Source organism: Aeromonas sp. R2-3 (genome assembly GCF_040908375.1).
Classification (GTDB): domain Bacteria; phylum Pseudomonadota; class Gammaproteobacteria; order Enterobacterales; family Aeromonadaceae; genus Aeromonas; species Aeromonas veronii.
Map to the genome: position 1 here is coordinate 464,470 of NZ_JBFODP010000032.1, position 24,613 is coordinate 489,082.

Genomic DNA, 24,613 nt, shown 5'->3' on the forward strand with positions numbered 1-24,613 from the left:
CCCGATCCCTGCTTTCTGCTTAGCGAGCAACGGACTGCACCAGAGGGAGAGGTCGCCATGAACACCATCAACCTGCACCGGATGAAAAGCTGGGCCAAACAGGGGGAAACGCCACTGGCTCGCCGGGTATGGCGACTGGCCAAAAGTGCCCGCCACTGGTCATTCCCCGTGATCCCTCCCGTGCATCGGCTGCTTTATCGGCTCTATCTGCTGGGCAGCAACGCGCTGGCAACCCTGACCCGCACCCTTTGGTGGACCCCCTTGTTTCAATCTCGCCTGACGGCCCCCGCCCCGCGCCTCTATCTCTATGGCGGCATCCCCTATATCAGCGGTCCGGTCACCATCGAGATCGGTGCCGACTGCCGCCTCAGCGCCGCCATGACCATCAGCGGCCGGGCATCGAGCCAGACGCCAAAGCTGGTGATTGGCCGCAATGTCGGCATTGGCTGGCAGACCACCCTGGCGGTGGGTAGCAAGATAGTGCTGGGGGATAACGTCCGGATTGCAGGGCGTGCCTTTCTGGCGGGCTACCCGGGGCACCCGGTCAACGCCCGCGATCGCGCCCGGGGCCTGCCGGATCGCGATGAACAGGTGGGGGCCATTGTGCTGGAGCAGGATGTCTGGCTCGGCACCGGGGTGATGGTGATGGCCGGTGTCACCATAGGCGCCGGTACCATTGTCGCCGCAGGCAGCGTCGTCACTCGGGATCTGCCTGCAGGTGTGCTGGCAGCGGGTGTACCAGCCACCGTACTGCGCCCCTTGCAGCCACAAGATCACAGCGACCTCGCACACGCTTCGGAGACCTTTGCATGAAACCACACTCATTGCCGCAACTGGTGGTATTGGGAGAGGATTGGGGCCAGCACCCCTCCAGCACCCAGCACCTGATCAAGCGTCTGTTGCCCGATTATCAGGTGCTCTGGGTCAACTCCATCGGCATGCGCTGTCCCCGCTTTACCCTTCATGATCTCACTCGTATCGTCCGCAAACTGGGGGCCGTGCTGCGCAGCGCGCGCCATGCTGGCGGCCAGTCGGTTGCGCCATCAGAGGTCAGCAGCCCCCGGGTTCTGCCGCCGCTCGCCCTGCCGCTGCCCGGCAGTCGGCTGGCGGGCAAGATCAATGGCCACTGGCTGGCGGCGCAGATCCGGCGCCAGTTGCCCGAGCTGGATCGCCCCTTGCTCTGGATCTCCCTGCCCAGCGCCGTCGATCTGATTGGCAAGCTGGATGAGAGGGCGGTGATCTACTACTGCGGCGATGACTTCTCGGCGCTGGCGGGGGTGGATCATCAAGCCATTGCCCACTGCGAAGCCCGACTGGTGGAAAAAGCGGATCTCATTCTGGCCGCCAGCCCCGCGTTGGCCAGCCGCTTTCCCCCTCATAAAACCCGGCTCCTCAGCCACGGCGTGGATCTCGAGCTGTTTATGCCCCCCAGAGAACGTCCGGCGGATCTCCCCTCCGGCCGCCCCATTGCCGGATTTTACGGCAGTCTGAGCGACTGGATTGATATCCCCCTGCTGGCAGAGACGGCGGCCGCCCTGCCCCACTGGGATCTGGTGCTGATTGGCCCGGTCCAGACCGATATCTCCCCCCTCAAGGGGCTCCCCAATATCCATCTGCTGGGGCCCCGTCCCCATCACACGCTGGCAGCCTATGCCCAGCACTGGCAGGTGAGCCTGCTGCCCTTTGTCGACAACGCCCAGATCCGTGCCTGCAATCCATTGAAATTGCGCGAGTATCTGGCCGCAGGGCGACCCATCGTCAGCACCGATTTTCCGGCCCTCGATGGCTATCGGGATCAGATCCAGCTCCCCCACGATGGGGAGAGCCTGGCCCAGGCCATCAACCGGGCCGCCTTTGATCAATCCAATCCGGGCTGGTTTCAGGAGAGTGGCTGGGAGGGGCTCACCCGCAGCGAAGGGCGCCACACTCGCCAGCAGCAGGTGGCCCTGCAAAGCTGGGATCACAAGGCTGCCGAGCTGAACAACTGGCTAAAGGGGCTGGCTGGATGAGCAGAGGGCTCTGGCTGGTTATCCTGCTCTACTGCCATGCAGCAATAGCCGCTACCCGGCTGGAGGGGTTGACCCCGCTGCCCATGACAGGCAACCAGACACCCCAGCGGCTCGATCTGAGCTCCCACAGCTGGCCGGTGGGCAGCGATGATGAACTGGTGATCGAGGGCCATAACCCCAGCGCCCGCCCGCAAACCCTGATCCTGCGTATCGACGATGAGGCCTCGGTCAACTACCGCAGCCGGGTCAATCTGGAGCGGATTGTCGCACCCGGCCCCTTCACCCAGCGCTTTGCCTTGAGCGAGTGGCGCACCAGCCAACCCAGAGCGCTGGCGCTGGACAAACTCACCAAGCTCTATCTCTTTATGGCCGATAACGCCCCCTCGCTGACCATTCGCCGCTGGTACTGGGAGCCCGGTCTGACTCTGCCAGCGGGCACCATTGCGCTGGATCTGGGGGCTGCGGCTGCGCCCCGCTTTACCGGCTTTGAGCCCCTGAGCCCGGGAGATCCCCGGCTGATTGGCCATCCCACCCCCATCTTGCGTCCCTCCGGCGATGCCCTGGTTCGCGATGGACTGCGCAATCTCGACGGGGTGCGGCTGGACCTGGCCAAAGGACGCTACCAGCTCACCCTCTGGCTGGATGACCCCGGTGAATGGGAGTACCTCCCCCACCCCTTCGAGCGCAGCGTGCTGGTCAATGGCGAACCCATCTGGGCCGAGCAGTGGCAACCGCAGGAGTGGCTAACGCAGCGCTATCTGGCGGGGCAATCTCGCGAGGCACTGCCAAATCCGGATCCCTGGCAGCTGTTCGGGGCACGACAGGGCGGCCCGGTCCATGTCACCCTGAACCACCCCGGCGGCCCGATCACTATCACACTGGTAGGTCACTCACCGGATGCCAAATACCTGGCAGGGCTGCTGCTTGCCCCCTATCCGGCCAGCACCAGCAAAGAGGCTCTCCCGAATAGTGGAAAAGATCGCGCCGTATTGGCCGACGCTACCGCAAGCGTGCTGACCAAGCAGCGCCAGCTGTTTTTGGAAAAGTGGACTCTGGCCCCCTATTCCCCAGCCCCAGCTTCGCAGCAACTGAGCCTCACGCCGATTACGGATGCCGCCCCAACCCTGCAGATCGCCCCGCTATCTGCGGCCGATGCGTTGCAGCAAGCTTCACAACCGGTGCTGGCCGCCCGTGGCAGCCAGCTGTTGCTGGAGTTTGCCATCCACGCCGCCACCGACGATCCGGCCCCCTTGCTGGTGATCCAGCCACCCGAGCAGGCAGGCTCGCCGCTGGCGCTGACCCCCTATTACGGCAAGTGGCATCTGGTTCGCCCGCAGGCGAGTGGCACCCTGCTGGCCCCCTCGGATCAGGAGCTGGTCGAGGGGGTCGCCGGGCTCACCCTGCTGGCAGACGTGCCACGGCGTCTGGTGCTGCAAATGACCATCCCCCGCGATGCGCCTGCCGGTCGCTATCTCGGCAATATTCAGCTGCTGAGCCAGCAGCAACTGGTGCAGCTGCCACTGACTATCGAGGTGCTGCCACTGACCCTGCCCGCGGCCAGCAAGCCGGTCGGCATCTATGTCGAAGCGCCCCCCTATCTGAATTGGCTGAGCCCCGACCCCGAGGCGTTAAAAGAGCAGATCGCCGAGGCCAGTCGCTGCGATCTGCAGCGGCTCGCCAAGCTCGGGATCAGCGGCCTTTCACCCGCCCTGCCACAAGATGAGGCGGGGATGCGGGAGATCTTGGGAGAAGCGGCCGGGCTCGGCTTTGTGCCACCCCTGCTGGCCTATACCCCGCTCAAACGCTGGGGGGGCGACCCTGCCAGCCAGCTTGCTCAGTGGCAGGCGCGGCAACAGGGGCTGACTGCCAGCGGCTTGCCGCCAGTGGCATGGAGCCTGTTTGATGAGCCGGATCTCGCCACCCTGCCCGCTATCACCACCCTGGCGCGGGAGATGAAACGGCGGGATCCGGCGGTGATCCGCGCAGGTCACTTCAATCATCCGGGTCAGGTTGGTCTGCTGGCAGAGGTGGAGATTGCCCTGATCAACGCAGGCTTTGGCGCCGACAAGGGCGATGTGGCCCGGGTGCGCCAGCACAAGGTCACCCCCTGGTTTTACAATCTGGGCACCCCGAGAGCCGCCGGGTTTTACCTGTGGCAAAGCGGCGCCGAAGGCTATTTGCAGTGGCATGGCCGCATGCCCACCGCCCTGCCTTATGACCCCACCGACGGGCGGGAGAGCGACTTTATGCTGCTCGGCCCGCAAGCCTGCGAGGCGCACCGCCTCTCCCACGATCTGTTGCTGTTGCAGCAAGCCATCGAGGATCTGCGCTGGCTCGCCTGGCTGGAGCAGGAGGCCCGCTATCAGGTGGAAGCCGCCCTGCTGCTGGAGCGCCTGCGGGATCAGCTGCCGACCCGCTGGCAGGTGGCAGAGCAACTGCCCTCTGCCGCCTGGATCCAGTGGCGCCGCGAGATTGAACAACTGGCCAAGGGATTGAAAACATTGCAAACTGGTGTCAACTCATCCTCCTGAAGTGACTGCGTATGGCCAACCAGACTCCCCGCTCCACAGCCAAAGACAGCGCCCTGCGCCGCCTGTTGCCCCTGATGTTGCCGCTGCTGATCCTCACCGGTTGCGCCCGTCAGGAGCCGGTCAATGAGACCCTGCCGATCCTCAACCAGTTGCGGGAACAGCAAATGGCCGAACAGCCCCAGCTGCAACTGCAGTACCAGCAAGCGGAGACACAACTGCCAGCGGATCAGGAGCAGTTGCTGCATCAGTTTTTAGGACGCAAGGATCCGGCCCGAATTGCGCTGGTAAGCGGCCCTGGGCTGCAAACCGACATGCTGGAGAGTGCGCGGATAGCGAGCGTGCGGCTGACCGCACTCACCCGCTTGCTGGGAGCTCGCGCCATTGAGCTGGAGCCCCGCTATGACCCCATGCTGGCCCCCAATACCTTGCTGATCCGCATTCTGCCAAACGGTGAATCGGGGTCGGTCACGCCAGCGGCGGCGCAATAAGGCCGAGGCAGGTGGTCGGCAAAGCCACCCGATAGAGGGGATAAGGGGCCAGCCCCCACAATTTGCGCCAACCCTGGGTAAGACGGTACGAGAGCAGCGGCGGGCTCTGGTGCAACTCGCCTAAAAACATCACCCCCTGACTCATCCCTTCACCCGCCAGCGTCACTGACATCGCCTCGCTATCAGGCGCCACCAGCATGGCCTGCAGCAGGCCATCACAACGAGGATGGGCCAGCTGATAGCTGACATAAGTGCCGCCCAATACCGGCGTAGCCACCCGCAAGCGCCATCCCGACTGGACCAGCTCCAGCAACATGGGCTTGGCTCCCTCATTGAGCGCCCGGTTGTGATAACGCCAGCCCATGGCGGCAGCACTGAGCAGCGCCACCAGCAACAGCAGCAGATACCCCCTAGATAGATGCATCACGGCGCCCCCTTAGAAAGAGGATGGTCATCACCAGCAGCATCATATTGACCACCCGGCTCTGATAACGCCACCAACCGCAGATATCCCTTAGACAGACGCATCACGGCGCCCCCGGATAAAGAGAATGGTCATCACCAGCAACATGATGGCCCACTGGTAGAGCTGGGCCAGCGAGCCGGTATGCAGCCAGCCATACCAGCGCAGATCCAGGCTCATCAGCACCAGCCGCAGCTGATTGGCCCCGATATAGAGCAGGCAAACCAGCAGCAACATGGGCCACTGCCGGTAGAGGGGGCGCTCCGGCGCCAGCCAGCAGCAGGAGACCAGCCAGGAGAGCACCACCAGATAGAGTTGAGAAAACGAGGAGCACCCCTTGAGCACAATCAGGGCATGGCCCCCCAACCGCTCGATGCGATTGCCATCAAGGCGAGTCTCCCAGCCCAGCAGCTGCAACCACTGGCCTACCCCCCAGGCATCGAGGGCCAGCACAGGGCCGGAGAGCAGGGCAAACACCTGCTGCCCCCACAACACCGCCACGGTAAAGGCGAGCACAATCTGCAACACCGCCCGCTCATCGCCACTCTGATGACGGCGCCATAGCGAGGCCACCAACAGCAGACAGGCCAGCGCCTTGCAGCTGGCGCTGGGGATCAGGATCAGCAGGATAAAGAGGGCGAGCGCCAGTGGATGCGGGCGCCAGCTCGGTGCAACCCGCGATGCAATTTGCCACCAGATAGCAATCAGCAACACTACCAGCAGGTTGAAGTGGCCCATATTGAGCCACACCATGCCCCACTGATTGGCCAAACCAAGTAGCAGCCAGTTGGGTGCCCACTGCCAGGGACGGATCTCCATCGCAACTCCTGCCGGTTATCAGCGCTTTTGACCGCTGACGCAAGTTCTCGCAAGTTCCATGCCTGCCCAGCCTCACCCGGACCAAGCCAAGTCAGAGGATGCAACAAAGCTGGCACGCTTTATTCATTCCCCCTGCTGGCACTAGCGCCAAGGAGAAGGAGTGGGCAATGAAACTCAAACCGTTGGCAGGGCTGCTGGGGATGTTGTTGGTAACCTCCCCCGCATACGCCTTGACCCAAGTCGATACCGAACTGCAACTGCTGATGGATGTGTCGGGCAGCGTCAGTTCATCGGAATTCAATCTGCAATTACAGGGCTATGTGGACGCCTTTTACAGTCAGGATGTACAAAGCGCCATCCTCGATACCAGCGGCGGCAAGCTGGGATCCATCGCCGTGCAGATGGTGATGTGGAGCAGCAGCAACCAGCAAAGTCTGATGACCGACTGGTTCCACCTCTACGACATGACCTCCATCAACAACTTTGCCGCCACGCTGGACAACCTGGTGCGCCCCTATGCGGGGATGACGGCCCCCGGTTCGGCCATGGCCTTTGGTGCCCAGCAGTTTGATACCAACAACTACACCGCCGCCCGCCAGGTGATGGATGTGTCGGGTGACGGTATCCAGAACAACGGGCTGGATACCTCTACCGTACGGGATCAACTGCTCGCCTCCGGCATCGATACCATCAACGGCATCACCATAGGTCAGGACTATGCCGATGGGGTGCTGCAAGAGTGGTATGTGGAGAACGTGGCGGGCGGTCAGGATGCATTTGTCATCAATGCCACCACCTTCGCCGACTTTGGCAATGCGCTGGAGCTCAAACTGGCGGCCGAAATTGAGGGGGGCATTATTCCGGAAGGGGCACTGGCCGCCCCCATCGAGGAGATCCCGCTGGCCGCCCAGCTGCTGCTCGGTATGCCGCTACTGCTGGCCTGGCGCTATCAACGCCGTAATCAGGGACGCCTGCAGCCCGCCAACGGGCAACTGGCACCCGCCATCGGCTGATTTATCACCCCGTGTGTCGCGATTAGGGAGCTATGGCTCCCTGATTTTTTGCTGCGGTTATAGCCTGAAACATTCAAGACACCAATTTACTTTTGATAAGTGTCTACGTATTACGTCCAAACTCACATATAACGCTACTACCACATTTCTATGAGACTGAATAAGAAACTAGTTAACGCCCCCCTTGAACCGCTTGTCATAAGTATGACTCAAAGGGAGTCAGGTCTATTCCCTCAGTTTTACAAACTGCTCTTACCGTCGGATTATTACTGAGACATTTTAAGTACAAAGCTAAGTGATGAAAGGTCATAGGTGACCGCTTAATTGGTAAAGACCACCCTGCAAGCATGAATAAAAAATAATCACATGCCGACAATTTATCGCCTAACAAATATTCGTTATCTCTTAGCTGATCGTTGATGATAGATAAAGCCTCTGTTATACGCTTATCCTGCGCCGCTACCATACTAGGTATCGATGCTTCATCAGTTGTATGTCGATGGGGATAGTAACGAACCATCAACTCAGCTTGGAGTGTGTTATTTAGAAATGCTAACCATTGGAAAAACAATGGTCGTTTTGGGTCGCTGAAAGAAGGTATTAATTCATACTCTGGATGCAACTCACAAATATGAATGCAGATTGCAGCACTTTCAAAAATAGGCTGACCATCAACGACTAATGTTGGAATACGACCTGCTGGATTCAACTTCAAATAATCAGGTGAATTTTGACTATTAGTTTTTTATCAACCAACAACAGTTCATAGTCTGCTTGAACAAGACAGACTCCTTTCTGTTGATGCTTAAAAAGCATTATAGGGCCGTAGGTTCGATTAGCGCAGCGTAATCGGACGTTCGCGGTCTTCCTACAATATTTCTCTTTAACTCACCAAAAACAGCCCAGATTACCACTTCGCCCCACCAAAAACTGACTCTCGAACTGGCACCGGTCGTTACGTTATTGCCATATTGACGTGGAGTGTCACCGCGAGCGTCCGATTACGCCTACCGGCTAATCGAACCTACGAGCTACGAACCGCCACTAATCCTAATACATTGTGCCGTAATCACGGAAGCAGAACCAAGTCACAAATACCACGAATTGCGAATCCCTCTTAATTAATTTGTTTAATCCCTAAAAACCTAATCCTAACTGTTTCCAATTTTTTTCCACCGTTCACATGCACTTATATAAGTGAGAAGTTCTCCTTGTTCATGACTAAACATGTCTTGATTTGGATTAATAACATCTCGGATAGCTTTTTGCGCTAAAACATTTATAAACATTGCATTCTTTTGAAAACCACGCCAAGTCGTTGTAGCTACCCATTTATGCTCATGTAATGGACATTCTATATCAAGATGCTCAACTGATTGCTCAATAAGATGGAGATAGTTCTTATAAACAAACTCCGCGCCATGTAATAAACGACCAGCATCAATTATGTCATCTATAATGGTCAGCGTATCAATATCACTTAACTTTCTAGATAATTCAAATTTAGTGAAATTTGCCAAGGAAATCTTACAATAACGATCCAAAGGAGCGATACTTGAACATGAATGAATATATATTTTTTCAAATGTTTCCTTTGTACGATTGAGATGGTCATCCAAAGCTTTTTGCTTTTGTTGCTCAGTAATTACGTCTCGTTGTTGCGATACTTGCTCACGAATACCAATATAAGCCAGAAATGCAAATAAAGGTCCCAGAGTTCCACTTGCATATGAACCAAAACTGCCCCAATCACCTTGTTTGTTAGAAAACATTGGGATCTCATAGATCACAAATTGTACAAAATATAATGTTAGCACCAGAAACGTTACGCAGGCACAGGCATACCACATTTTTTCATCATATCTCTCATGACCTTATATATATTACAGTGGCATTTAATAGTTATTAAATTAAAGTCAGGGGGATCATTTATAACCACCTTCCATATAAGCCCCCCAGTCATACAAAATGAAATATATTTAAAGTCAATCAACTAACAATATAAATTCGTTTTTTGAGAAATCATCACACCTCTTGTCTGACTCCAACCTTATCACTGTATAAAACCACAGTAAATAGAAGCACTGGCCTCCTCTACTTTCTCAATCAAAAATAATGTGAATAACTGAAAGTCATTTCAGCCATCTGCACGATATAAAAAAGGCCTTATCACAAGGCCTGTTCAGAAATATCCAGATTCAGGCTGATAGCCCGCTTTTACGGCAATCACCCCGGCTCTGGTGACATGGGCAGCACCTGCCCATCCAGCGCATGATCACTGTGGGATGGATAGTCCGGCACCGGCTCGCAGTAGGGAATGCGGCTTAGCACCGGCGCCTTGACCAGAGCGGCCAATTGATCGGAGCGGCGCAGGCTGGCATCCGCCAGTTCGGCCACCAGTGCCAGACCGCAGCCGAGCCCCAGCCCGCCGACAATGCCCGCCAGCAAAAAAAGCCAGAGCGGGTAGTTGCTCGGCTTGCTGGGGGCGAAGGGTTTGTCGATCACCTTGATCCGCTCCCCCTGCTCGAAGTTGCCCAGATCGCCGGTCACCTTGGCCTTCTCATAGCGCAGCAGCAAATCCTGATAGAGGGTGCGTTTGACCGCCAGATCCCGCTCCAGTTCGGCGAGCTGGCGTTCGGTATCCCCCTGGGAGTCGACCACCTTGTCCAGCCCATCCAGCTGACTCTTCAAGCCGGCGGCGTTTTGCTCCGCCTCCGTCAGCTGCGTCTGGGCCAGCTGCCACTCGGGCCCGCGCGCCATATCCGGCTGGGATTTGAGCTGCTCAAACTCCTGCTGCAACTGATCAATCTGATAGCGCAGACTCTGCACCTTGCTGTGCTCGTCGCTGTAGCGAGCCCGCAGCAACACCAGCTCGGTGCGCATCAGTTGCAGCTTCTCATCCAGTTGGCGGGCCAGCTGGCTCTCCTGCCCCAGCGAGAGCTGATCGACCCGGGCCTTGGCCTGCTGCAAGGTGATCAGGCTCTCGGCATAGCGCTCCTGCAAACCATAGAGACGGGCGACGTTGGTACTCTGCTGCTGGGGCAAGGCGCTGGCATGCTCCCGTTTGAAGTCGGCGAGCAGCTGCTCGGCCTCTTGCAGTTCGCTGCGGCGACTGTCGAGCTGGCTTTGCAGAAAACGTTCGGACGATTCCGCCGACTGGCGCCCCTTGCTGAGCAGGTTGAAGAAAAAGCGCCGTGAAATGGCTTCGAGCAAACCGGCGCTGTTGGCCGCCGAATCCGCTTTGACCTTTATCTCGATCACCTCATCGCCAATCAGCCGCAGCGAGACGGCACTCGAGAGCCAGTCCATAATGGCATCGCGCTGAGCTGGGGGGGTCTCGTCATTGACCAGACCGCGATCCCGCGCTACCCCATCCAGCACATAACGGCTGCGCAGCAGGGCTTCGAGCACCGCAAAGCGATCCTTGAGACTCTCCTGAGTGATCAGATCCTTGAGGGTCGGGGTCTGGTTGGCATCTTGCGGCACCATAAAGGTGGTGCGGCTCTCATACTCCTTGGGGGTGAGCAGGCCGACCGTCACGCCCACCAGCGGCATCACCAGTACCGGGATCACCAGCAGATAGCGACGGCGCCAGGCGGCAAAGAGAATGATGTAGAGGTTGTAATAGAACTGGACAGGCATGGCATCACTCCCTGAGAAAAGCCCTCCCCCCGCACGATGCAAGGGCAGTGCCACCAGAGGAGCTGATCGCCTCTGTGGGCAGATCGCAAGAGTGGTACAAGATTCGCATTCTCCCGCTATCCGGGGTGTCACCCCTTCCCTTGCCGGAGCGCGAACCATGTTGTCATCAACCCCGTCGCACAGACCCTATCCCCGCAGAAGCTCCATCGTACAAATCGTGCAGCACCTGCAGCCCGGCGGGCTGGAGACCATGGTGCTCAACCTCACGCAAGCGAGCCCTGCCGAGCAACCGGTGCATATCATCTCCCTCGAAGGGCGCAAAGGGGATGTATTAAGGGCGTGGCCCGCCCTGCGTCCCTTCGCAGGCAATATTCACTGTCTGGAAAAGCCCGCGGGCTGGTCGCTGGCGACCCTCTGGCGGCTCACCCGACTGCTGCGCCAGCTCAAGCCCGTCGCGGTACATACTCACCATCTGGGGCCCATGCTCTATGGCGGTCTGGCCAGTCGGCTGGCCCGGGTGCCCACCCTGGTACACACCGAGCACGATGCCTGGTATCTCGATGATCCCCATCAGCGCACGCTGGCCCTGTGGGGGCTGCGCGCCTTCAACCCCATTCTGGTGGCCGATGCCACGCCGGTGGCCAACCAACTGCTGGCCAAGCTGACCAAGCTGGGCCAGCTGTCGCCAACCGTGATCCCCAACGGCATCGATGAGCGGCGCTTTGCCCCGGGCGCCGCCGCCCTCGCCCGTCAGGAGATGGGATTGCCGCAAGGGGTCAAGTTGATTGGCTGCGCCGCCCGCCTTGAGTCGGTCAAGGGTCACACCTTGCTGCTGGAGGCGATCCGCGCCCTGCCGGAAGAGGTGCATCTTGCGTTGGCAGGGGTCGGCAGTTTGCAAAATGCGTTGCAACAACAGTGTCAGCAACTGGGGATCGCCCATCGGGTCCATTTTCTGGGGCTGGTCGAAAACATGCCGCGCTTCTATCAGGGGCTGGATCTCTTCTGCCTCCCCTCACTGGCGGAGGGGATGCCGCTTTGCGTGCTGGAAGCACAGGCGTGCGGGGTGCCGGTGGTGATGAGCGACGTGGGGGCGGCCAGAGAGATCGTCTGTCAGGCCAGCGGCCATATCCTGTCGGAGCGGGATCCCGGCCGCCTTGCCCAGCTTCTGGCACAAGGGTTGCTGCACTGCCATAGCCTGCGTGCCGTCACCCGTGAGTTTGTGTGCAAGCAAAGCAGCTTGAGCCGGATGGCTCAGGCCTATCAGCAGCTCTACAGCCGCTGATCAAGCGACCCGATGACCAGAGGAGCATCCCATGGAATGGATCATGATCGTTTTCTGGCTGTGCGCTGTACTGGTGGTCTACCACCATGTCGGCTATCCCCTGCTGCTCAAATTCGGTGGTCGGCAGGCGCGCAAGGTAGCCAATCCGCCCCGCCCCCTGGACCGGGGATTCAAAGCAGAGGCCGCCGATGAGGCGCTGCCGACCATCACCCTGCTGATGCCGGTCTACAACGAGGCGGCGACCATCGCGGCCAAGCTGCAAAACCTCGCCAGCCTCGATTACCCCGCCGACAAGCTGTGGGTGCATGTGCATTTCGACGGCTGCAGCGACAACAGTTACCCCATTGCGCTAAGCCAGCTCGGTGATCCCGCCCTGCAGCAGTTGCAGATCAGGCTGTTTGATCACCCCCGCAATCGCGGCAAGGTCGCCGTGCTCAATGAGGCCATGACCCGGGTGCACAGCGATCTGGTGGCCCTCACCGATGTCTCGGCCCTGCTGCCCATCGACAGCCTGCTGCTGGCGGTCGCCCATTTTGCCGATCCCAAGGTAGGGGTGGTCGGGGAAGCATACCGCTTCTGGCAACCAGGCTCTCAGGGCGAGGAGAGTTACTGGCACTATCAAAGCCAGATCAAGCTCTGCGAGTCGGCCCTTGGTGGCATGCTGGGGGCTCACGGGGCCTTTTACATGATGCGCCGGGAGTGCCTCACCCCGCTGGCCGCCGATACCATCAACGACGATTTCATCCTGCCGATGCAGGCCATCGCCAAGGGGTATCGGGCGGTCTATGACAATCGCTGCGCCGCACTGGAGCTGGAAGTTTCCAATGCCGAGCTGGAGGCGACACGGCGCAAGCGGATCGGGGCTGGCAACACCCAGCAGCTGTTGCGGTTGCTGCCCCTGCTGCACCCCAAGTTCGGCTGGGTTGCCTTCAACTTTGCCAGTGGCAAGGGGCTGCGGGTGTTGATGCCGCTCTGCCTGACCCTGCTGTGGCTCTGCGCCATCCCGCTGGCCACCCAATACCTGCTATTTCAGCTGTTGCTGGGGCTGCAACTGCTGGGGTATCTGCTGATCATCCTGATCCAGCTGACCCCTGTGCACCCCTGGCCCAATCTGTTTCGCAAGATCCACTATCTGGTACTCGGACACTGGTACAACGGCATGGGCACCCTGCGCTACTGCCTGCGCGTCCCCATACGTTTCATGTCACAGGAGAAAGCCGTATGACACACCCCATTCCAAGATTGACCCTGGTGGTCAAACGCAGCATGGATCTGCTCGGTGCCACTCTTGGCCTGCTGCTGACGCTGCCGCTGTGGCCGCTGATCATGTTGGCCATCCGGCTCGATAGCCCGGGGCCTGTGTTCTTTCGTCAGCTGCGGATCGGGCGCAGCCACGCCACCCATACCGAGCTCTTTTTCATGATCAAGTTTCGCACCATGCGCGCCGACGCCGAGGCGGCCACCGGGCCGGTCTGGTGTGGCAAGGGGGACAGCCGGATCACCCGCAGCGGCGACTTTCTGCGCAAAACCCGGCTCGATGAGCTGCCGCAGTTTATCAATGTGCTCAAGGGGGAGATGTCGCTGATCGGCCCCCGTCCGGAGCGACCCGGGATCGCCAACCGGCTGGAAGATGCGGTGCCGTACTTTATCGAACGCACCTATGAAGTGGCCCCCGGTATTACCGGTCTGGCACAGGTCAATCAGGGTTACGACGAGTCACTCGATGATGTGCGCAGCAAGCTGGCGTTCGATCTGGCCTACTCGGTCGCCCTGCTCCACCCCTGGCGCTGGCTGGTGCAGGATGTGCATATCATCGGCAAGACGATTGCCATCATGGTTGGCAAGAAGGGGCGCTAATCCCGCCGCACCAACCTCAACCACATCTCAACGCCCATCAGGCCATTGTCACTGCAATGGCCTTTTTTATGGCGCATCCTTGTGGCAAATCAACGTTGATCACCGAGAAGTCAGCGACCTGATCGCCATCATCTGGCCCCATCCAAAGGCCTGATGCCAGTTTTACCAACAGCAGAAACCCGAGCGTTGCGTGATCACAGAAGCAATCCGCCCCCTGCAACCCCTAACACCGGCACATAAAAAAACGAGTAGCCAGCGGCCACTCGTTTTTGGCGGGTTTCCCCTTGGGGATTCAGGCGCCGTAGACAGCCAGAATATCGGTCACTCTGTTGTTGACGCTGTACCCGCGGGCTATGGTGTTGCGGGCCGCCTGACTCATTTTGCTGCGCACCACCCCATCGCTGCGCAGCCAGTAGTTGACCAGCTCCGCCATATCCCTCACATGGCCGGGCTCCACCAGCCAGCCATTGGATTTATGGTCGATCAGATTGACCAGGCCCCCCACCGCAAAGGTACAAACCGGTATGCCGTGAGCCATCGCCTCCAGGGCCACCAGCGGCAACCCTTCAAAGCGGGAAGTGATGCAGAGCAGGTCGATGTTGTGCCACTCATTGGCCATGTTCTGGAAACCATGAAGCTGGACGCGATCACCATACTGCTGCAACAAGGCACTTTTCATGGGGCCATCCCCGTAGAGATGAAACGCCCCCTCCGGGCAGAAGGCGGCCAGCTGGCAGAACGCCTCCGGCCCCTTTTCCGGCGAGAGGCGGCCGACAAAGGCAATCCGGTTGCCAGTTACCGTAGCCGGCGTCGCAGGCATGGGGACAAAGTTGCTGATCACCGTGCTTGGCACAGGCAATTTGCGAGCGATAGGCTCGCTCACTGCAATACACTTCGCAAAACGCGCTGTGGTACGATCCAGCCAACTGTAAAACTTCAGCACCCCCTCTCCGTCATCCCCGCTGTGAAAAGTCGAGACCACCGATTTACCGGTGAACCAGGCTGTCAGCCGCCCCAGCACCCCGGCCTTGTAGCCGTGGGTATGGATCAGCACAGAGGCAGGCTGGCGGGCCAGACGGCGCATAAAATCGCGGCTGTTTTGGCACACCTCGTAGGGCAAGCCCTGTTGTTTGAGCAGGGTCGTAAAGGGGGTCATGCCATGGTTGCTCACCAGCACTATGGTGGGGCGAAATCCCCTGGCCAGCAGATCGTTGGCCAAGTGGATAATGTGAACTTCTATTCCACCGACCTGACGCGCATCGATGGCCAGCCAGATCTGTTGCATGGGTAACATAAGGCCCTCCTCCCGTGGCTCCATGCCACCTGAAATGAGGCGCTGCATAGAGCGGGCCAGTCAGGCAAAGAGGGGCAGGATCAGGCTCCGGGACAGGCGACCAGCAAGAGGGTCATGTCATCGAGGGCGGCATCATTGATGCGTTCATCAAACCAGCGGGCAATGCGATGAGCCAGTTGCTCAAGACCGGGCCCCGAAGTCAGGCAGATCTCTTTTAGCTGCGACTCCCAGCGCTGGCGCTCTGCGGCATCACGGCTATCGAGCAGGCCGTCGGTCCAGAACAGCAGGATCTCGCCGGGCTTGAGCTGACGCTCATTGGTCACGAAGTGGGGATCCGGGCGCAAACCGGGCAAGGGGCCGGTCACGCCGACCTGACGGATGGTGCCGGGCCCGACCAGCCAGGGCGCAGGGTGGCCCGCACTGGCCCACTGCACCCGTCCCTCGTTGCCGAGTTCAATGCAGAGGGTGGTGAGCAGGGTAGCCCCGAGGAGCGGATCACTGTGAACCGCATTGGACAAGATGGTCAGCAAACGGGCGGGGGCGCGCTCCAGATCGTGCGCCGTCAGCAAGCCTCGCAGATAACCGGCATAGGCATGGGCAAAAAACTTGGCTTCCGCATCGTGACCCATCACATCCCCGAGCCACAACACCCGATCCTTGACCAGCAGAAAGTCCCCGCCCCCCACGGTGGCCGCGCGTGTTTGCAACGCCAGCTGGTATCCCCCTATGGAGGTGGCGGGCAATAACGGGCGCAGCGCCGAGGTCATGCGCTGATCCAGCTGCTCGCCCCATTGCGACTTGAGCTGCTGCGAGCGTTGCAGCACCCGCGAAACCGCCAGCAACAGGTCCTGCTTGGTGATGGGTTTGACCAGAAAATCATCGATCCCCAGCGCCCCCGCCCGACTCTGGGTCCATTGATCCTGATGACCGGTCAGGAAGATAAAGGGCACCCCCTTCATCTTGGGATCCTTCATCAACTGCTGGCGCAGCCCAAAGCCATCGATCCCCTCCATCTCGATATCGGAGAGCACCAGCGCGGGGGGCTGCTTTCCAAGCGCCAGCAGGGCGGCATGGGAGTCGGCATAACTTTCAACCCGGTAGTGCTCATGAAGGTAGGCGGTGAGCAAGGCACGCATCACCTTGTCATCGTCGATCACCGCGATCACCGGCAGCTGGTTGACCGGACCCTGCTGGCGAAGGGTCACGCGATTGCGATCACCGTCGCGAGAGAAGTGCACCTCGGCAAACAGCTGGTGCACCAGCGCCAGCCCGTATCCCCCCTCCTGCAGTTCATCGGGTAACGGCGCACTGGCAAGACCGGGTTGCGGGCCGCCATCATCCTCCAGTATCAAACTCAAGCCCGTTTCATCCTCTTTCAGCGTGAGCCAGAGCCGGGTCGCGGGAGGAGCTGTGTGTTTGACGCTATTGGTGGCCAGCTCACTGAAACAGAGCAGCCAGTTGGCTTGATCCTTTGGGGAGACCTGAAACAGGGAGAGTCCCTGCGCCAGCCGGTTGCGCAGTTCGCGCACCGCCTGCAGGGTTGCCGGAGCAGATCGCAACCAGTCATCCATATCGGGCCTCCATCAGCGGGCGATCAGATCCGGAAATTGAGCAAGGCACTGCGCCGGCACCAGCGCTTGAGCCATTCGGTCACCCGGTTGCTGGGCAGCCGGTTGAGTTCGCGCAGGATCTCGCTGGCCAGCCCCGGGTTGAGCTTGTCGTTATAGACTGCGCCAATCAGATTGGCCTCGGCACGAGTCAGTTTATCCACCGCACTTTGTACCACGGTGGTCGGCGTCACCCCCGCCAGCACCACCAGCAGAGCCCCTTCACAGGCCCCACACACCTGATCGGCCGGAATATTGCCCCGATTGAGGGCGGTGAGCGGCGAAGTGTCGAAGATCACCACATCGTAATGCTCGAGCCAGCGAACCAGCAGTTGACGCAAGGTATCCTTGTTGCGAAAAGCCATCAGATCCTTGCCCGGCGCCGGGAGCAGGGACAAGGAGCGGCCAGTGGCCACCGGCTCGGGCACATCATTGGGCCCCCAGGCAACCGCCGTGGCGCGGCCGGGATGATAGAGGTTGAGATCCACCAGCAGGGTGCGCAGCCCATCCGCCTCCGAGCGCCTTGCCAGCGCATCGCAGATGGAGCTCACCCCCTCTCCCCCTTCCGACGAGGTGACCGCCAGCGAGCGGATCCCCCGGGCGACCGTCGCCGCGTAGAGGGATTCGAGCTCCAGATATTGAATGGGGATGCTCATATCAAAGCGTTCCGACCAGGGCCACCACCGAGATCGTGGTCAAAATGTCGCGCATGCCATCCATGAAGATGGCCCAGTTACTGCTCTTGCTGTCAGGGATAAAGACTGTGTCCCCTGCGCGCAGCACCGGCAACTGGCTAAAGTCGGGCTCTTTGGCAAAGCCGTCGAGATCGAAGCTGCGGGCCTGATCCCCCTGACCACTGGTGGCCATGTTGATCACCACAATCTTCTTGATATAGGCGCTGCTGGTCGGGCCCCCTGCCTCGGCCAGCAGATCCAGCAGGGTCATGGAGGAGTCAAAGCGGTAGCGACCGGGACGGGCTATCGCTCCCAGCACTCGAATGGTGTTCTCCTTCGGCTCATCGAGCCAGGGGCGATTCTTCTCCGGCAGGTAGATGGAGTCGCCGGGCAGCACCTTGGGCAGCAAGGTTTCATCGCCGGTTTCAAAGTAGAGAGCAAGGTCGAGCTTGCTGACCCGCGCAGTGCTGCCACTGCGATGGGCGATACGCACATTGCGCAGATCCGCCGCCGCAGTCGGACCATCGGCGGCCGACAGGATGTCGATAAAGCCCATCTGCTCATTGAAGGCATAGCGACCGGGGGCCCCGACCTGACCGAAGATATAGATGGAACTGTCCGGTGACTGGCGCACCCACTGGGACTTGTTGTCACTGGGATCGGTGGGCAGCTCGGGGATCATGATGGTGAATCCGGCCCGGATCTTCGGCAGGCTGGCCAGCGCCCCGCCCTGATGAAGGAACTTGTCGAGATCAAACAGGGTTGGCGTGGCCTGCCCCCCTTCGGCGGTCAGGATCTGCACCTTGGCGATATCGGCCCGCTCGTTGGGGCCACCGGCGTGGGCGATCAGATCCAGCAACGACATCTCGTCAGACCATTCATAACGGCCCGGGATCCGCACCGCCCCCATCACCATCACCGCCCGCCCGGGTGCCACTTTCAACCAGGACTTCTCGTTGATATCAGTTTTTTCCGGCACAAAGATGGCATCACCGGGTTTGACTTGGGGCAGCGCCTTTTGCATCCCTTCGGTATAGGCCTGCAAGTCGATGGGTTCGATCGTGCCATCGGTGCGCAGCAAACGGATCTGGCGACTCTCGGCATAGCGGGTCGGGCCACCGGCATTGGCCAGAATATCGAGGAAGGAGTCCCCTTCCCGCCCCTCATAGGCGCCGGGTTTGAACACCTCGCCCATGATGTAGATGGTGCGCGCTCCCCGTTTTATCTGCTCTTCATCCTTAGGCACGAAGATGGTGGCGCCCGGCGCCAGATTGGGCAGCAGCTTGTTGTTGCCGGAGTCGAGATAGGCTTTGAGATCGAACAGTTCGGGGGCATCACCATTGATCACCCGGATCCGCTCCACCCCGGCAAAACGGGTTACCCCACCTGCCCGCATCAGCAGATCCACGATGGAGTTGCCACTCTTGAAACTGAAGGCGCCGGGGCTGTTGACCTCGCCAAACACCTTGATCGCCTTGCCGGTATCGCCATCCCCGCCTGCCGCCAGGGTTGCCGCATCAAAATCTATTTGCACGTTGCCGATCAGCGGAGAGGCTGGTACGAACACTACATCGAGGGATTGCAATGGCGGCAACACGCTGGCATCGCCGGTATCGAGATAACGCTTGTAGTCGAAGCTAGAGACCGTGCTGCCGCGCCGCACCTGCATATTGTTGAGCTGGGCACCGGGCACCAGACCGCCAGCGGCATCGAGGGCCATCTGCACGTTGCCATCGGGCGCCAGATCATAACTGCCGGGTTTTTTGACATAGCCCATCACGCTGATCAGCAGCCGCTTCTCCAGCAAGGTGACGGTCAATTGAGAGAGGTTGTTGTAAACAGGTTTGAGGGCGGTGCGGATCAGTTCATCCGCCTGTTGCAGGGTCTTTCCCCCCACCACGACGTTGCCAACTTCAGGCAGTGCAATCTCCCCCTGCTTGTTGATCTGGAAAGGCTGATCAAAAGCAGGCTCACCGGGTTGCACTATGGCCAACCGATCACCGGGAGCCAACAAGGTGGAGGCCAGTAACGGGCAGGTGAACAACAGCAAGAGAACACAGATCAATCCTTCGAGAGCGCCCCGTTTCATAGACATCCTTTTCGTCTGTTACGTCTGCCCCCATTGGCGTAAGGGGAGCCCTGACCAATCAGCACGACAGCCATCCGCTGTTGTCTGTTGCAGCCGCAAACGTACTTGTTGTAGTGATTGTGCCAGCACGGTCTGACGCCAGGCTACATCCGACCAGAGCCGTCCGTGCATATCCCGTTCGATATCAATACGTTGAGATTGTAGTCGTTTCAACTCGGCAGGCATACACCCCTGCAGACTCGCTTGCTTTAATTCCGTCAGCTGCAAGTCGAGTTCCTTCTGACGCTCATCATAACGAGACCAGACCCGCCGTTCATCCTCATTGACCGGAATACGGGTGGGTCTTGCCTCGGCCATGCCGCCATATCCCTCCGGCGGCCACTGCGCGCAACCCGACAGCAGAATGGACGAGAGCAGGATACCAAAGTGTTTCATGATGCAGCGGCCATCATGCCACGGGAACGCATATAGGCCTTGATGCTCTCATGGCAGGGGATCACCCGGTCGATATGCAGCATCTCCAGCAGGTCATGAGGTTGACCGGGTCCGCAGACAAGGGCCATCTGATGCCCGTTCATAATCAATCTTTTATAGAGAAATACCAAGGCTCCGATCCCCGACGAGTCGATAAAATGAACATCGCTGATATCGGCCAGGATATCTCCCGGGTGGGTCGAGAGGGTTTCAAACAACGGGCGGAGCTCACTGACGGCCATCGCGTCAAACTCATTTTCCAGTACCACTACCTGGATATCATTAAGGGTGTAAGTCATGCTTTCCATCGCTAGCTCCTTGTCGATTCTCAGACTATTTGCTGTCACGGCATTCAGCACGCTGCAAATGTTATGCCGGGCAGTGCCACGGCACTTGTTCTCCAAATGATACTCTTTGCGCCTTATTCGCCGACACCCACTCCTCGTTTTGATTGCCAAATTGCAATTAACCTCCCCCGCACGTTGCAAACTGCAATTCACCTTGGCCGAGATCGCCTGATAACAGGCTAAATGGCTGATAATTCAAGCCCATTAGACTGGGCCCGATTATTGCTTGCCTTTGGACACACTTCGCAAGCCACCGTTGGCTCGGCCCCCATGCCGCCATTTTCCAGGAAGGAGAGATCATGAAAGCAGGCCTTTACATCGCACCGCTGCTGGCAGCCCTTTGCGGCACCGCATACGCAGCCCCCTCCCCTGACAGCGCCGTGTTGAAGGTTGAAGGCGCCATCAGCAGCCCCACTCATCAGGCTCTGGCCCTGTGGGACAGCGCCATGCTGGATCAACTGCCGGTACACGAAATCAAAACCCATACCCCCTGGTATGACGAAGCCAAGACCTTTCGCGGCCCGCTGCTGCAAGATGTGTTGGCCAAGGTCGGGGCAACCGGCAAACAGCTCACCATTACCGCGCTCAATGACTACTCGGTACAGGTGCCGACAAGCGATGCCGAGCAGTATCGGGTCATCCTCGCCCGCACGATCAATGGCAAGCCACTATCGGTGCGTGACAAAGGGCCGCTGTTCCTTGTCTATCCGTTCGATCAATATCCCGAACTGCAAAACAAGCTCTATTACGGTCGGGCTATCTGGCAGATCAGCGCGATAAAAGTGGAGTAAATCCCATCATGCGTTCCATGGCGGCCAGTCAACGTTTCTTGTTTGTGGTGCTCTGCGTGCTGCTCCTTGCCTTTGCCGGTATTGGTACCATCCAGTACCGGCAATTTCAGGATCTGCAGCGCAGTACCAGCCAGGGCGAAGACAACGTGATGTGGAACTATTTCCAGCTCTATAACGAAGCGCTGCGTTTTCAAAGCTCGCTGCTCCATGAGTCGCAACCGACCTTCCAACTCAGATACGATATTCTGGTCAGCCGCATGGATCTGGTGTTGGAGAGCAAGGATCGCAGCCTGCTTCAGCAAACAGAGATCTACCAGCAGGCAAGCAAAGCCATTCGATCCTACATCTCTCTGGCGGATATCTGGCTCGGCCCGGAAGCCACCAAGCCGCTGGACAATCTTGCCCATCAGGAGCTGCGCCAACAGCTTGCCTCCCTGCTCCCCCTGCTCCATCAGCTGACTCTGGAGGTGAACCAGCAGGCGACCCTGTTTGATGTGGCGCGTCGCGACAGCGTGAGGGAGCAGATCATCACGACGACACTCATCGCGACCCTGCAATTTGCGCTGCTCTTTGTGCTCGCCCTGCTGATCTGGCGGCAAATGAATATCTCGTTTCTGCAGCACAAACTGATGCAGCAGCTCAATGACAAACTGCTGCGAGCAAATCAGGCGGCAGAGGCAGGTACAAGAGCCAAAAGCAGCTTTTTGGCCAACATGAGCCATGAAATTCGCACCCCCATGAATGGCATTCTCGGCATGCTCTCACTGCTGGCCGACCGGGATATGGATCCGAGGGAGCGAGACTATCTGGAGACGGCGCGGGAATCGGCAAACCATCTGCTCGGTCTGCTCAACGACATTCTGGATGTATCCAAGCTGGAAGAGGGCAAGATCGAGCTGCAACTGGCCCCCCATCACTTGCCCCAGCTGCTGGAGGATATCCGGGCCCTGATGCAGAGCAACTGCGATGCGAAAGGGATCAAACTGACCCTGACTGTTGCCCCCGATACGCCGGAGTGGTTGATGATCGACCCGCTGAGGGTGCGCCAGATCCTCTTCAACCTGGTGAGCAATGCCATCAAGTTCACCCATCAGGGGGAAGTAAAGATCCACGTTGATAGCACCCTGTTGGAGCAGGATCGCCACTCGATACGCATCTCGATCCAGGACACCGGGATCGGCATGAGCAAAAGTCAGTTAAAGAACCTGTTTCAACGTTTCGCTCAGGCGGATGTATCGATCACCCGCCAATATGGGGGATCGGGCCTGGGACTTGAAATATCCCGTAACCTCGCACGCCTGATGGGCGGCGATATCTCGGTAGAAAGCAGCGAGGGACATGGCAGTACTTTTACCTACATCTGGCCCGCCAGAGCCACGACCCCCTCGATTGTTTGCCTGCCGTCCAAGCCGCTGGATCAGGAGAGCTATCGCATCTTGCTGGTTGATGACAATGCCACCAACCGCAAGGTGATCGGCGCCATGCTCGACTCCGTGGGCCATCAGGTCACACTGGCCGTTCAGGGAGAAGAGGCGCTGGAGAAACTGGGTCACACCGAATTTGATCTGGTGTTGATGGATGTCCAGATGCCAGTGATGGATGGCCTGGTGGCCACCACCCGGATCCGCACCTCCCAGATGCCTTGGGCAGATATCCCCATCATCGCCCTGACGGCGGATGCGATGCCGGAATCCAAGCAATACTATCTTTCCCATGGCATGAACGGGTATATCACCAAGCCCATCAATAAAGAGACGCTACTGGGCGAGATAAACAGACATATTTCCCATGGGCGGCTCAAATACAACGCCACCCTGCGTGTCACCAAGCAATAAAACCTTGGATTCCGGGCTGCTGATTGCTCATGTGGGGCAACATTGACCTCTGCAGGCAACTGAATGGGCTTGGGTCTGGAACGCACGCAGGCAAGCAGCTGGGTCACCTTGTGGCGGGCCGTCAGCTTGTCTCGGGTATGCAGGGATTTTTTGATCTCTTTACGACGACCACAGGGGAGCGTGGTGACTTTCCGGTAATACCAGATGCCGTGGGGACTGAGCCAGAGATTCATCGATGAGCTCCTCGTCGTCCACACAAAGTGGATGACCAAGGGCTTTAGGAAGCTAACTTATTGAATTGCAGAAACAAGTGGTGGCCCTACCAGCCACATCCCGGCACTCGAGTCCCCCGCCTTGGCTGCTACCTTCCGGTCCTGACCAGGTCGACGGGTTATCAATGCGAGAGGACCAATAGGACCACCGGCGAGGAGAATAGGCAAACTAGGCGTTCAATGCAACGGCTTTCTACCCTCTAATAGATCGTTTGCCTTATTTTTCAACAATCTGCCGAATGAATCAGCTAAACAGCATAAATTTCGCCCCTACCAGCAGCATCAGCAGGGCAAAGGCCTGCTTGAGGCGTGTGGGTGACAGGCGGTGTGCCAGCTTGGCGCCAATGCGGGCGAACTGGGTACTGGTCAGCACAATGCCCAGCAGGGCGGGCAGATAGATGTAGCCCACACTCCACTCGGGCAGATCGGCATGATCCCAACCCGCATAGAGGTAGCTGAGGCTCCCCGCCAGCGCGATGGGCATGCTGCAGGCTGCAGAGGCCGCTACCGCATTGCGCATTGGCACCGAGTTCCAGCTCAGATAAGGGACGGTCAGCGAGCCACCACCAATACCAAACAGGGCTGACATCCAGCCAATGATGGTACCGGCAATGCCTGTGCCGAGCGGCCCCGGCATATGGCGCTCCGCTTTGGGTTTAAGGTTAAGCCCCATCTGTAGCGCCATGCTCCAGGCGAAACAACCGATGATGATATTGAGGGTGCTGGTGCTGAGCAGATTGGCGGTCATGCCGCCAAGCCAGCCCCCAATCAGCATGCCGGCGCCGAGTCGGCGGATCATCACCCAATCGACGGCGCCCGCCTCCCGGTGGGCCCGCAGCGAGCTGAATCCGGTAAAGATCATGGTGGGCAACGAGGTGCCGAGGGCCAGATGGGTAATGATTTCAGGGTCGATGCCCTGGGCGCGAAAGGTCATGACCAGCACGGGGACAATGATAAGACCGCCGCCGATCCCGAACAGTCCCGCCAGCATACCGGCAAAGGCGCCCAGCAGGAGGTAACCCATAAACAGCATAAAAATTCCTGTGTTAAACAAAAACTGGCCAACACGGCCGGGCAACAGTGGATATCTGCATGAAAAAAAAGAGATGGCGCGAGGGCCATCTCT

Annotated in this window: 22 protein-coding genes and 1 other RNA gene; 10 read left to right on the forward strand and 13 right to left on the reverse strand. The window is 58.9% G+C overall.

The genetic code is table 11. The annotated features are described in order from the left end of the window. Positions 1-57 precede the first annotated feature (57 nt). Genes AB5Z02_RS19680 through AB5Z02_RS19695 form a run of 4 tightly spaced genes read left to right on the forward strand, consistent with a single transcriptional unit; the run spans position 58 to position 5,028 of the window. Entirely contained in the window at positions 58-813 is a 756-nt protein-coding gene (locus tag AB5Z02_RS19680) for an acyltransferase (protein WP_368216774.1), read from the forward strand. Then, a complete protein-coding gene (locus AB5Z02_RS19685; protein ID WP_368216776.1) occupies positions 810-2,009 on the forward strand; it encodes a glycosyltransferase in 1,200 nt (399 codons plus the stop codon). Before AB5Z02_RS19680 ends, AB5Z02_RS19685 begins: the two co-directional genes overlap by 4 nt. After that, positions 2,006-4,540 carry a hypothetical protein gene (locus AB5Z02_RS19690; protein ID WP_368216778.1) on the forward strand — a complete coding sequence of 845 codons (2,535 nt, stop codon included), beginning with the start codon at positions 2,006-2,008 and terminating at the stop codon, positions 4,538-4,540. The genes AB5Z02_RS19685 and AB5Z02_RS19690 overlap by 4 nt, the downstream gene beginning before the upstream one ends. Before the next feature lie 11 nt (positions 4,541-4,551). After that, on the forward strand, positions 4,552-5,028 hold the full coding sequence (locus tag AB5Z02_RS19695; protein WP_335819464.1) for a hypothetical protein: 477 nt from the start codon (positions 4,552-4,554) through the stop codon (positions 5,026-5,028). Here AB5Z02_RS19695 and AB5Z02_RS19700 read toward each other — a convergent pair. Beyond that, positions 5,006-5,452 carry a hypothetical protein gene (locus AB5Z02_RS19700; protein ID WP_335819465.1) on the reverse strand — a complete coding sequence of 149 codons (447 nt, stop codon included), beginning with the start codon at positions 5,450-5,452 and terminating at the stop codon, positions 5,006-5,008. The two genes, AB5Z02_RS19695 and AB5Z02_RS19700, sit on opposite strands and share 23 nt — an antisense overlap. A 90-nt stretch (positions 5,453-5,542) precedes the next feature. After that, entirely contained in the window at positions 5,543-6,310 is a 768-nt protein-coding gene (locus AB5Z02_RS19705) for a hypothetical protein (RefSeq protein ID WP_123172955.1), read from the reverse strand. Positions 6,311-6,477: 167 nt separating this feature from the next. Here AB5Z02_RS19705 and AB5Z02_RS19710 point away from each other — a divergent pair, with 167 nt between their 5' ends. Beyond that, positions 6,478-7,323 (forward strand): DUF1194 domain-containing protein, encoded by an 846-nt coding sequence (locus tag AB5Z02_RS19710; RefSeq protein WP_368216779.1) that lies wholly within the window; start codon positions 6,478-6,480, stop codon positions 7,321-7,323. A 196-nt stretch (positions 7,324-7,519) separates the two neighbouring features. Here AB5Z02_RS19710 and AB5Z02_RS19715 read toward each other — a convergent pair whose 3' ends face one another. From AB5Z02_RS19715 to AB5Z02_RS19725, 3 genes are all read right to left on the reverse strand, one after another. Beyond that, a complete protein-coding gene (locus AB5Z02_RS19715; protein WP_368216780.1) occupies positions 7,520-8,032 on the reverse strand; it encodes a glutathione binding-like protein in 513 nt (170 codons plus the stop codon). 442 nt (positions 8,033-8,474) lie between these two features. Then, a complete protein-coding gene (locus AB5Z02_RS19720) occupies positions 8,475-9,095 on the reverse strand; it encodes a hypothetical protein (protein ID WP_368216781.1) in 621 nt (206 codons plus the stop codon). A 454-nt stretch (positions 9,096-9,549) separates the two neighbouring features. Then, complete coding sequence (locus tag AB5Z02_RS19725; protein ID WP_236303442.1) at positions 9,550-10,965, reverse strand: GNVR domain-containing protein; 1,416 nt, start codon at positions 10,963-10,965, stop codon at positions 9,550-9,552. Positions 10,966-11,122: 157 nt separating this feature from the next. On the opposite strand from AB5Z02_RS19725, the gene AB5Z02_RS19730 reads away from it, so the two are divergent. From AB5Z02_RS19730 to AB5Z02_RS19740, 3 genes are read left to right on the forward strand one after another with little or no spacing between them, the layout of a single operon-like run. After that, positions 11,123-12,247, forward strand: a complete 1,125-nt coding sequence (locus tag AB5Z02_RS19730; protein WP_368216783.1) for a glycosyltransferase — start codon at positions 11,123-11,125, stop codon at positions 12,245-12,247. A gap of 31 nt (positions 12,248-12,278) precedes the next feature. Next, entirely contained in the window at positions 12,279-13,472 is a 1,194-nt protein-coding gene (locus tag AB5Z02_RS19735; protein WP_368216784.1) for a glycosyltransferase family 2 protein, read from the forward strand. Further along, positions 13,469-14,104, forward strand: coding sequence for a sugar transferase (locus tag AB5Z02_RS19740; RefSeq protein ID WP_005333398.1), 636 nt, complete (start codon positions 13,469-13,471; stop codon positions 14,102-14,104). Before AB5Z02_RS19735 ends, AB5Z02_RS19740 begins: the two co-directional genes overlap by 4 nt. Before the next feature lie 292 nt (positions 14,105-14,396). On the opposite strand, the gene AB5Z02_RS19745 is transcribed toward AB5Z02_RS19740, so the two are convergent. The 6 genes from AB5Z02_RS19745 to AB5Z02_RS19770 all read right to left on the reverse strand — a co-directional run bounded on the left by AB5Z02_RS19745 (position 14,397) and on the right by AB5Z02_RS19770 (position 20,550). Then, the gene (locus AB5Z02_RS19745) at positions 14,397-15,398 is read right to left on the reverse strand and encodes a glycosyltransferase family 4 protein (protein WP_368216785.1); all 1,002 of its coding nucleotides are present in this window, start codon (positions 15,396-15,398) and stop codon (positions 14,397-14,399) included. Between the two features lie 80 nt (positions 15,399-15,478). Beyond that, positions 15,479-16,969, reverse strand: coding sequence for a SpoIIE family protein phosphatase (locus tag AB5Z02_RS19750; protein ID WP_368216786.1), 1,491 nt, complete (start codon positions 16,967-16,969; stop codon positions 15,479-15,481). A gap of 23 nt (positions 16,970-16,992) precedes the next feature. After that, complete coding sequence (locus AB5Z02_RS19755; protein WP_005360129.1) at positions 16,993-17,661, reverse strand: tyrosine-protein kinase family protein; 669 nt, start codon at positions 17,659-17,661, stop codon at positions 16,993-16,995. Between the two features lies 1 nt (position 17,662). After that, positions 17,663-19,768, reverse strand: a complete 2,106-nt coding sequence (locus AB5Z02_RS19760; RefSeq protein ID WP_005360128.1) for an SLBB domain-containing protein — start codon at positions 19,766-19,768, stop codon at positions 17,663-17,665. Positions 19,769-19,786: 18 nt separating this feature from the next. Further along, the gene (locus AB5Z02_RS19765; RefSeq protein ID WP_106842924.1) at positions 19,787-20,203 is read right to left on the reverse strand and encodes a hypothetical protein; all 417 of its coding nucleotides are present in this window, start codon (positions 20,201-20,203) and stop codon (positions 19,787-19,789) included. Further along, a complete protein-coding gene (locus AB5Z02_RS19770) occupies positions 20,200-20,550 on the reverse strand; it encodes an STAS domain-containing protein (RefSeq protein WP_005333409.1) in 351 nt (116 codons plus the stop codon). The genes AB5Z02_RS19765 and AB5Z02_RS19770 overlap by 4 nt, the downstream gene beginning before the upstream one ends. A gap of 338 nt (positions 20,551-20,888) precedes the next feature. Between AB5Z02_RS19770 and AB5Z02_RS19775 the strand changes: the two genes are divergently transcribed. Next, positions 20,889-21,380, forward strand: a complete 492-nt coding sequence (locus AB5Z02_RS19775; RefSeq protein ID WP_005351410.1) for a molybdopterin-dependent oxidoreductase — start codon at positions 20,889-20,891, stop codon at positions 21,378-21,380. An 8-nt stretch (positions 21,381-21,388) separates the two neighbouring features. Further along, positions 21,389-23,215 (forward strand): ATP-binding protein, encoded by a 1,827-nt coding sequence (locus AB5Z02_RS19780; RefSeq protein ID WP_368216788.1) that lies wholly within the window; start codon positions 21,389-21,391, stop codon positions 23,213-23,215. 317 nt (positions 23,216-23,532) lie between these two features. On the opposite strand, the gene ffs is transcribed toward AB5Z02_RS19780, so the two are convergent. Both ffs and AB5Z02_RS19790 read right to left on the reverse strand, forming a co-directional pair. Next, positions 23,533-23,629, reverse strand: an RNA gene (ffs, locus tag AB5Z02_RS19785) — signal recognition particle sRNA small type. A 102-nt stretch (positions 23,630-23,731) separates the two neighbouring features. After that, a complete protein-coding gene (locus tag AB5Z02_RS19790) occupies positions 23,732-24,520 on the reverse strand; it encodes a sulfite exporter TauE/SafE family protein (protein WP_005360120.1) in 789 nt (262 codons plus the stop codon). Positions 24,521-24,613: the final 93 nt, after the last annotated feature.

What these genes read in the sequence shown, in the direction of transcription:
- AB5Z02_RS19760 (WP_005360128.1), bottom strand. Translation starts at nt 19,768, where the DNA reads ATGAAACGGGGCGCTCTCGAAGGATTGATCTGTGTTCTCTTGCTGTTG.
- AB5Z02_RS19680 (WP_368216774.1), top strand. Translation starts at nt 58, where the DNA reads ATGAACACCATCAACCTGCACCGGATGAAAAGCTGGGCCAAACAGGGG.
- AB5Z02_RS19735 (WP_368216784.1), top strand. Translation starts at nt 12,279, where the DNA reads ATGGAATGGATCATGATCGTTTTCTGGCTGTGCGCTGTACTGGTGGTC.
- AB5Z02_RS19700 (WP_335819465.1), bottom strand. Translation starts at nt 5,452, where the DNA reads ATGCATCTATCTAGGGGGTATCTGCTGCTGTTGCTGGTGGCGCTGCTC.
- AB5Z02_RS19745 (WP_368216785.1), bottom strand. Translation starts at nt 15,398, where the DNA reads ATGTTACCCATGCAACAGATCTGGCTGGCCATCGATGCGCGTCAGGTC.
- AB5Z02_RS19730 (WP_368216783.1), top strand. Translation starts at nt 11,123, where the DNA reads ATGTTGTCATCAACCCCGTCGCACAGACCCTATCCCCGCAGAAGCTCC.
- AB5Z02_RS19705 (WP_123172955.1), bottom strand. Translation starts at nt 6,310, where the DNA reads ATGGAGATCCGTCCCTGGCAGTGGGCACCCAACTGGCTGCTACTTGGT.
- AB5Z02_RS19740 (WP_005333398.1), top strand. Translation starts at nt 13,469, where the DNA reads ATGACACACCCCATTCCAAGATTGACCCTGGTGGTCAAACGCAGCATG.
- AB5Z02_RS19725 (WP_236303442.1), bottom strand. Translation starts at nt 10,965, where the DNA reads ATGCCTGTCCAGTTCTATTACAACCTCTACATCATTCTCTTTGCCGCC.
- AB5Z02_RS19765 (WP_106842924.1), bottom strand. Translation starts at nt 20,203, where the DNA reads ATGAAACACTTTGGTATCCTGCTCTCGTCCATTCTGCTGTCGGGTTGC.
- AB5Z02_RS19790 (WP_005360120.1), bottom strand. Translation starts at nt 24,520, where the DNA reads ATGCTGTTTATGGGTTACCTCCTGCTGGGCGCCTTTGCCGGTATGCTG.
- AB5Z02_RS19755 (WP_005360129.1), bottom strand. Translation starts at nt 17,661, where the DNA reads ATGAGCATCCCCATTCAATATCTGGAGCTCGAATCCCTCTACGCGGCG.
- AB5Z02_RS19770 (WP_005333409.1), bottom strand. Translation starts at nt 20,550, where the DNA reads ATGGAAAGCATGACTTACACCCTTAATGATATCCAGGTAGTGGTACTG.
- AB5Z02_RS19690 (WP_368216778.1), top strand. Translation starts at nt 2,006, where the DNA reads ATGAGCAGAGGGCTCTGGCTGGTTATCCTGCTCTACTGCCATGCAGCA.
- AB5Z02_RS19710 (WP_368216779.1), top strand. Translation starts at nt 6,478, where the DNA reads ATGAAACTCAAACCGTTGGCAGGGCTGCTGGGGATGTTGTTGGTAACC.
- AB5Z02_RS19685 (WP_368216776.1), top strand. Translation starts at nt 810, where the DNA reads ATGAAACCACACTCATTGCCGCAACTGGTGGTATTGGGAGAGGATTGG.
- AB5Z02_RS19720 (WP_368216781.1), bottom strand. Translation starts at nt 9,095, where the DNA reads ATGTTTTCTAACAAACAAGGTGATTGGGGCAGTTTTGGTTCATATGCA.
- AB5Z02_RS19695 (WP_335819464.1), top strand. Translation starts at nt 4,552, where the DNA reads ATGGCCAACCAGACTCCCCGCTCCACAGCCAAAGACAGCGCCCTGCGC.
- AB5Z02_RS19750 (WP_368216786.1), bottom strand. Translation starts at nt 16,969, where the DNA reads ATGGATGACTGGTTGCGATCTGCTCCGGCAACCCTGCAGGCGGTGCGC.
- AB5Z02_RS19780 (WP_368216788.1), top strand. Translation starts at nt 21,389, where the DNA reads ATGCGTTCCATGGCGGCCAGTCAACGTTTCTTGTTTGTGGTGCTCTGC.
- AB5Z02_RS19775 (WP_005351410.1), top strand. Translation starts at nt 20,889, where the DNA reads ATGAAAGCAGGCCTTTACATCGCACCGCTGCTGGCAGCCCTTTGCGGC.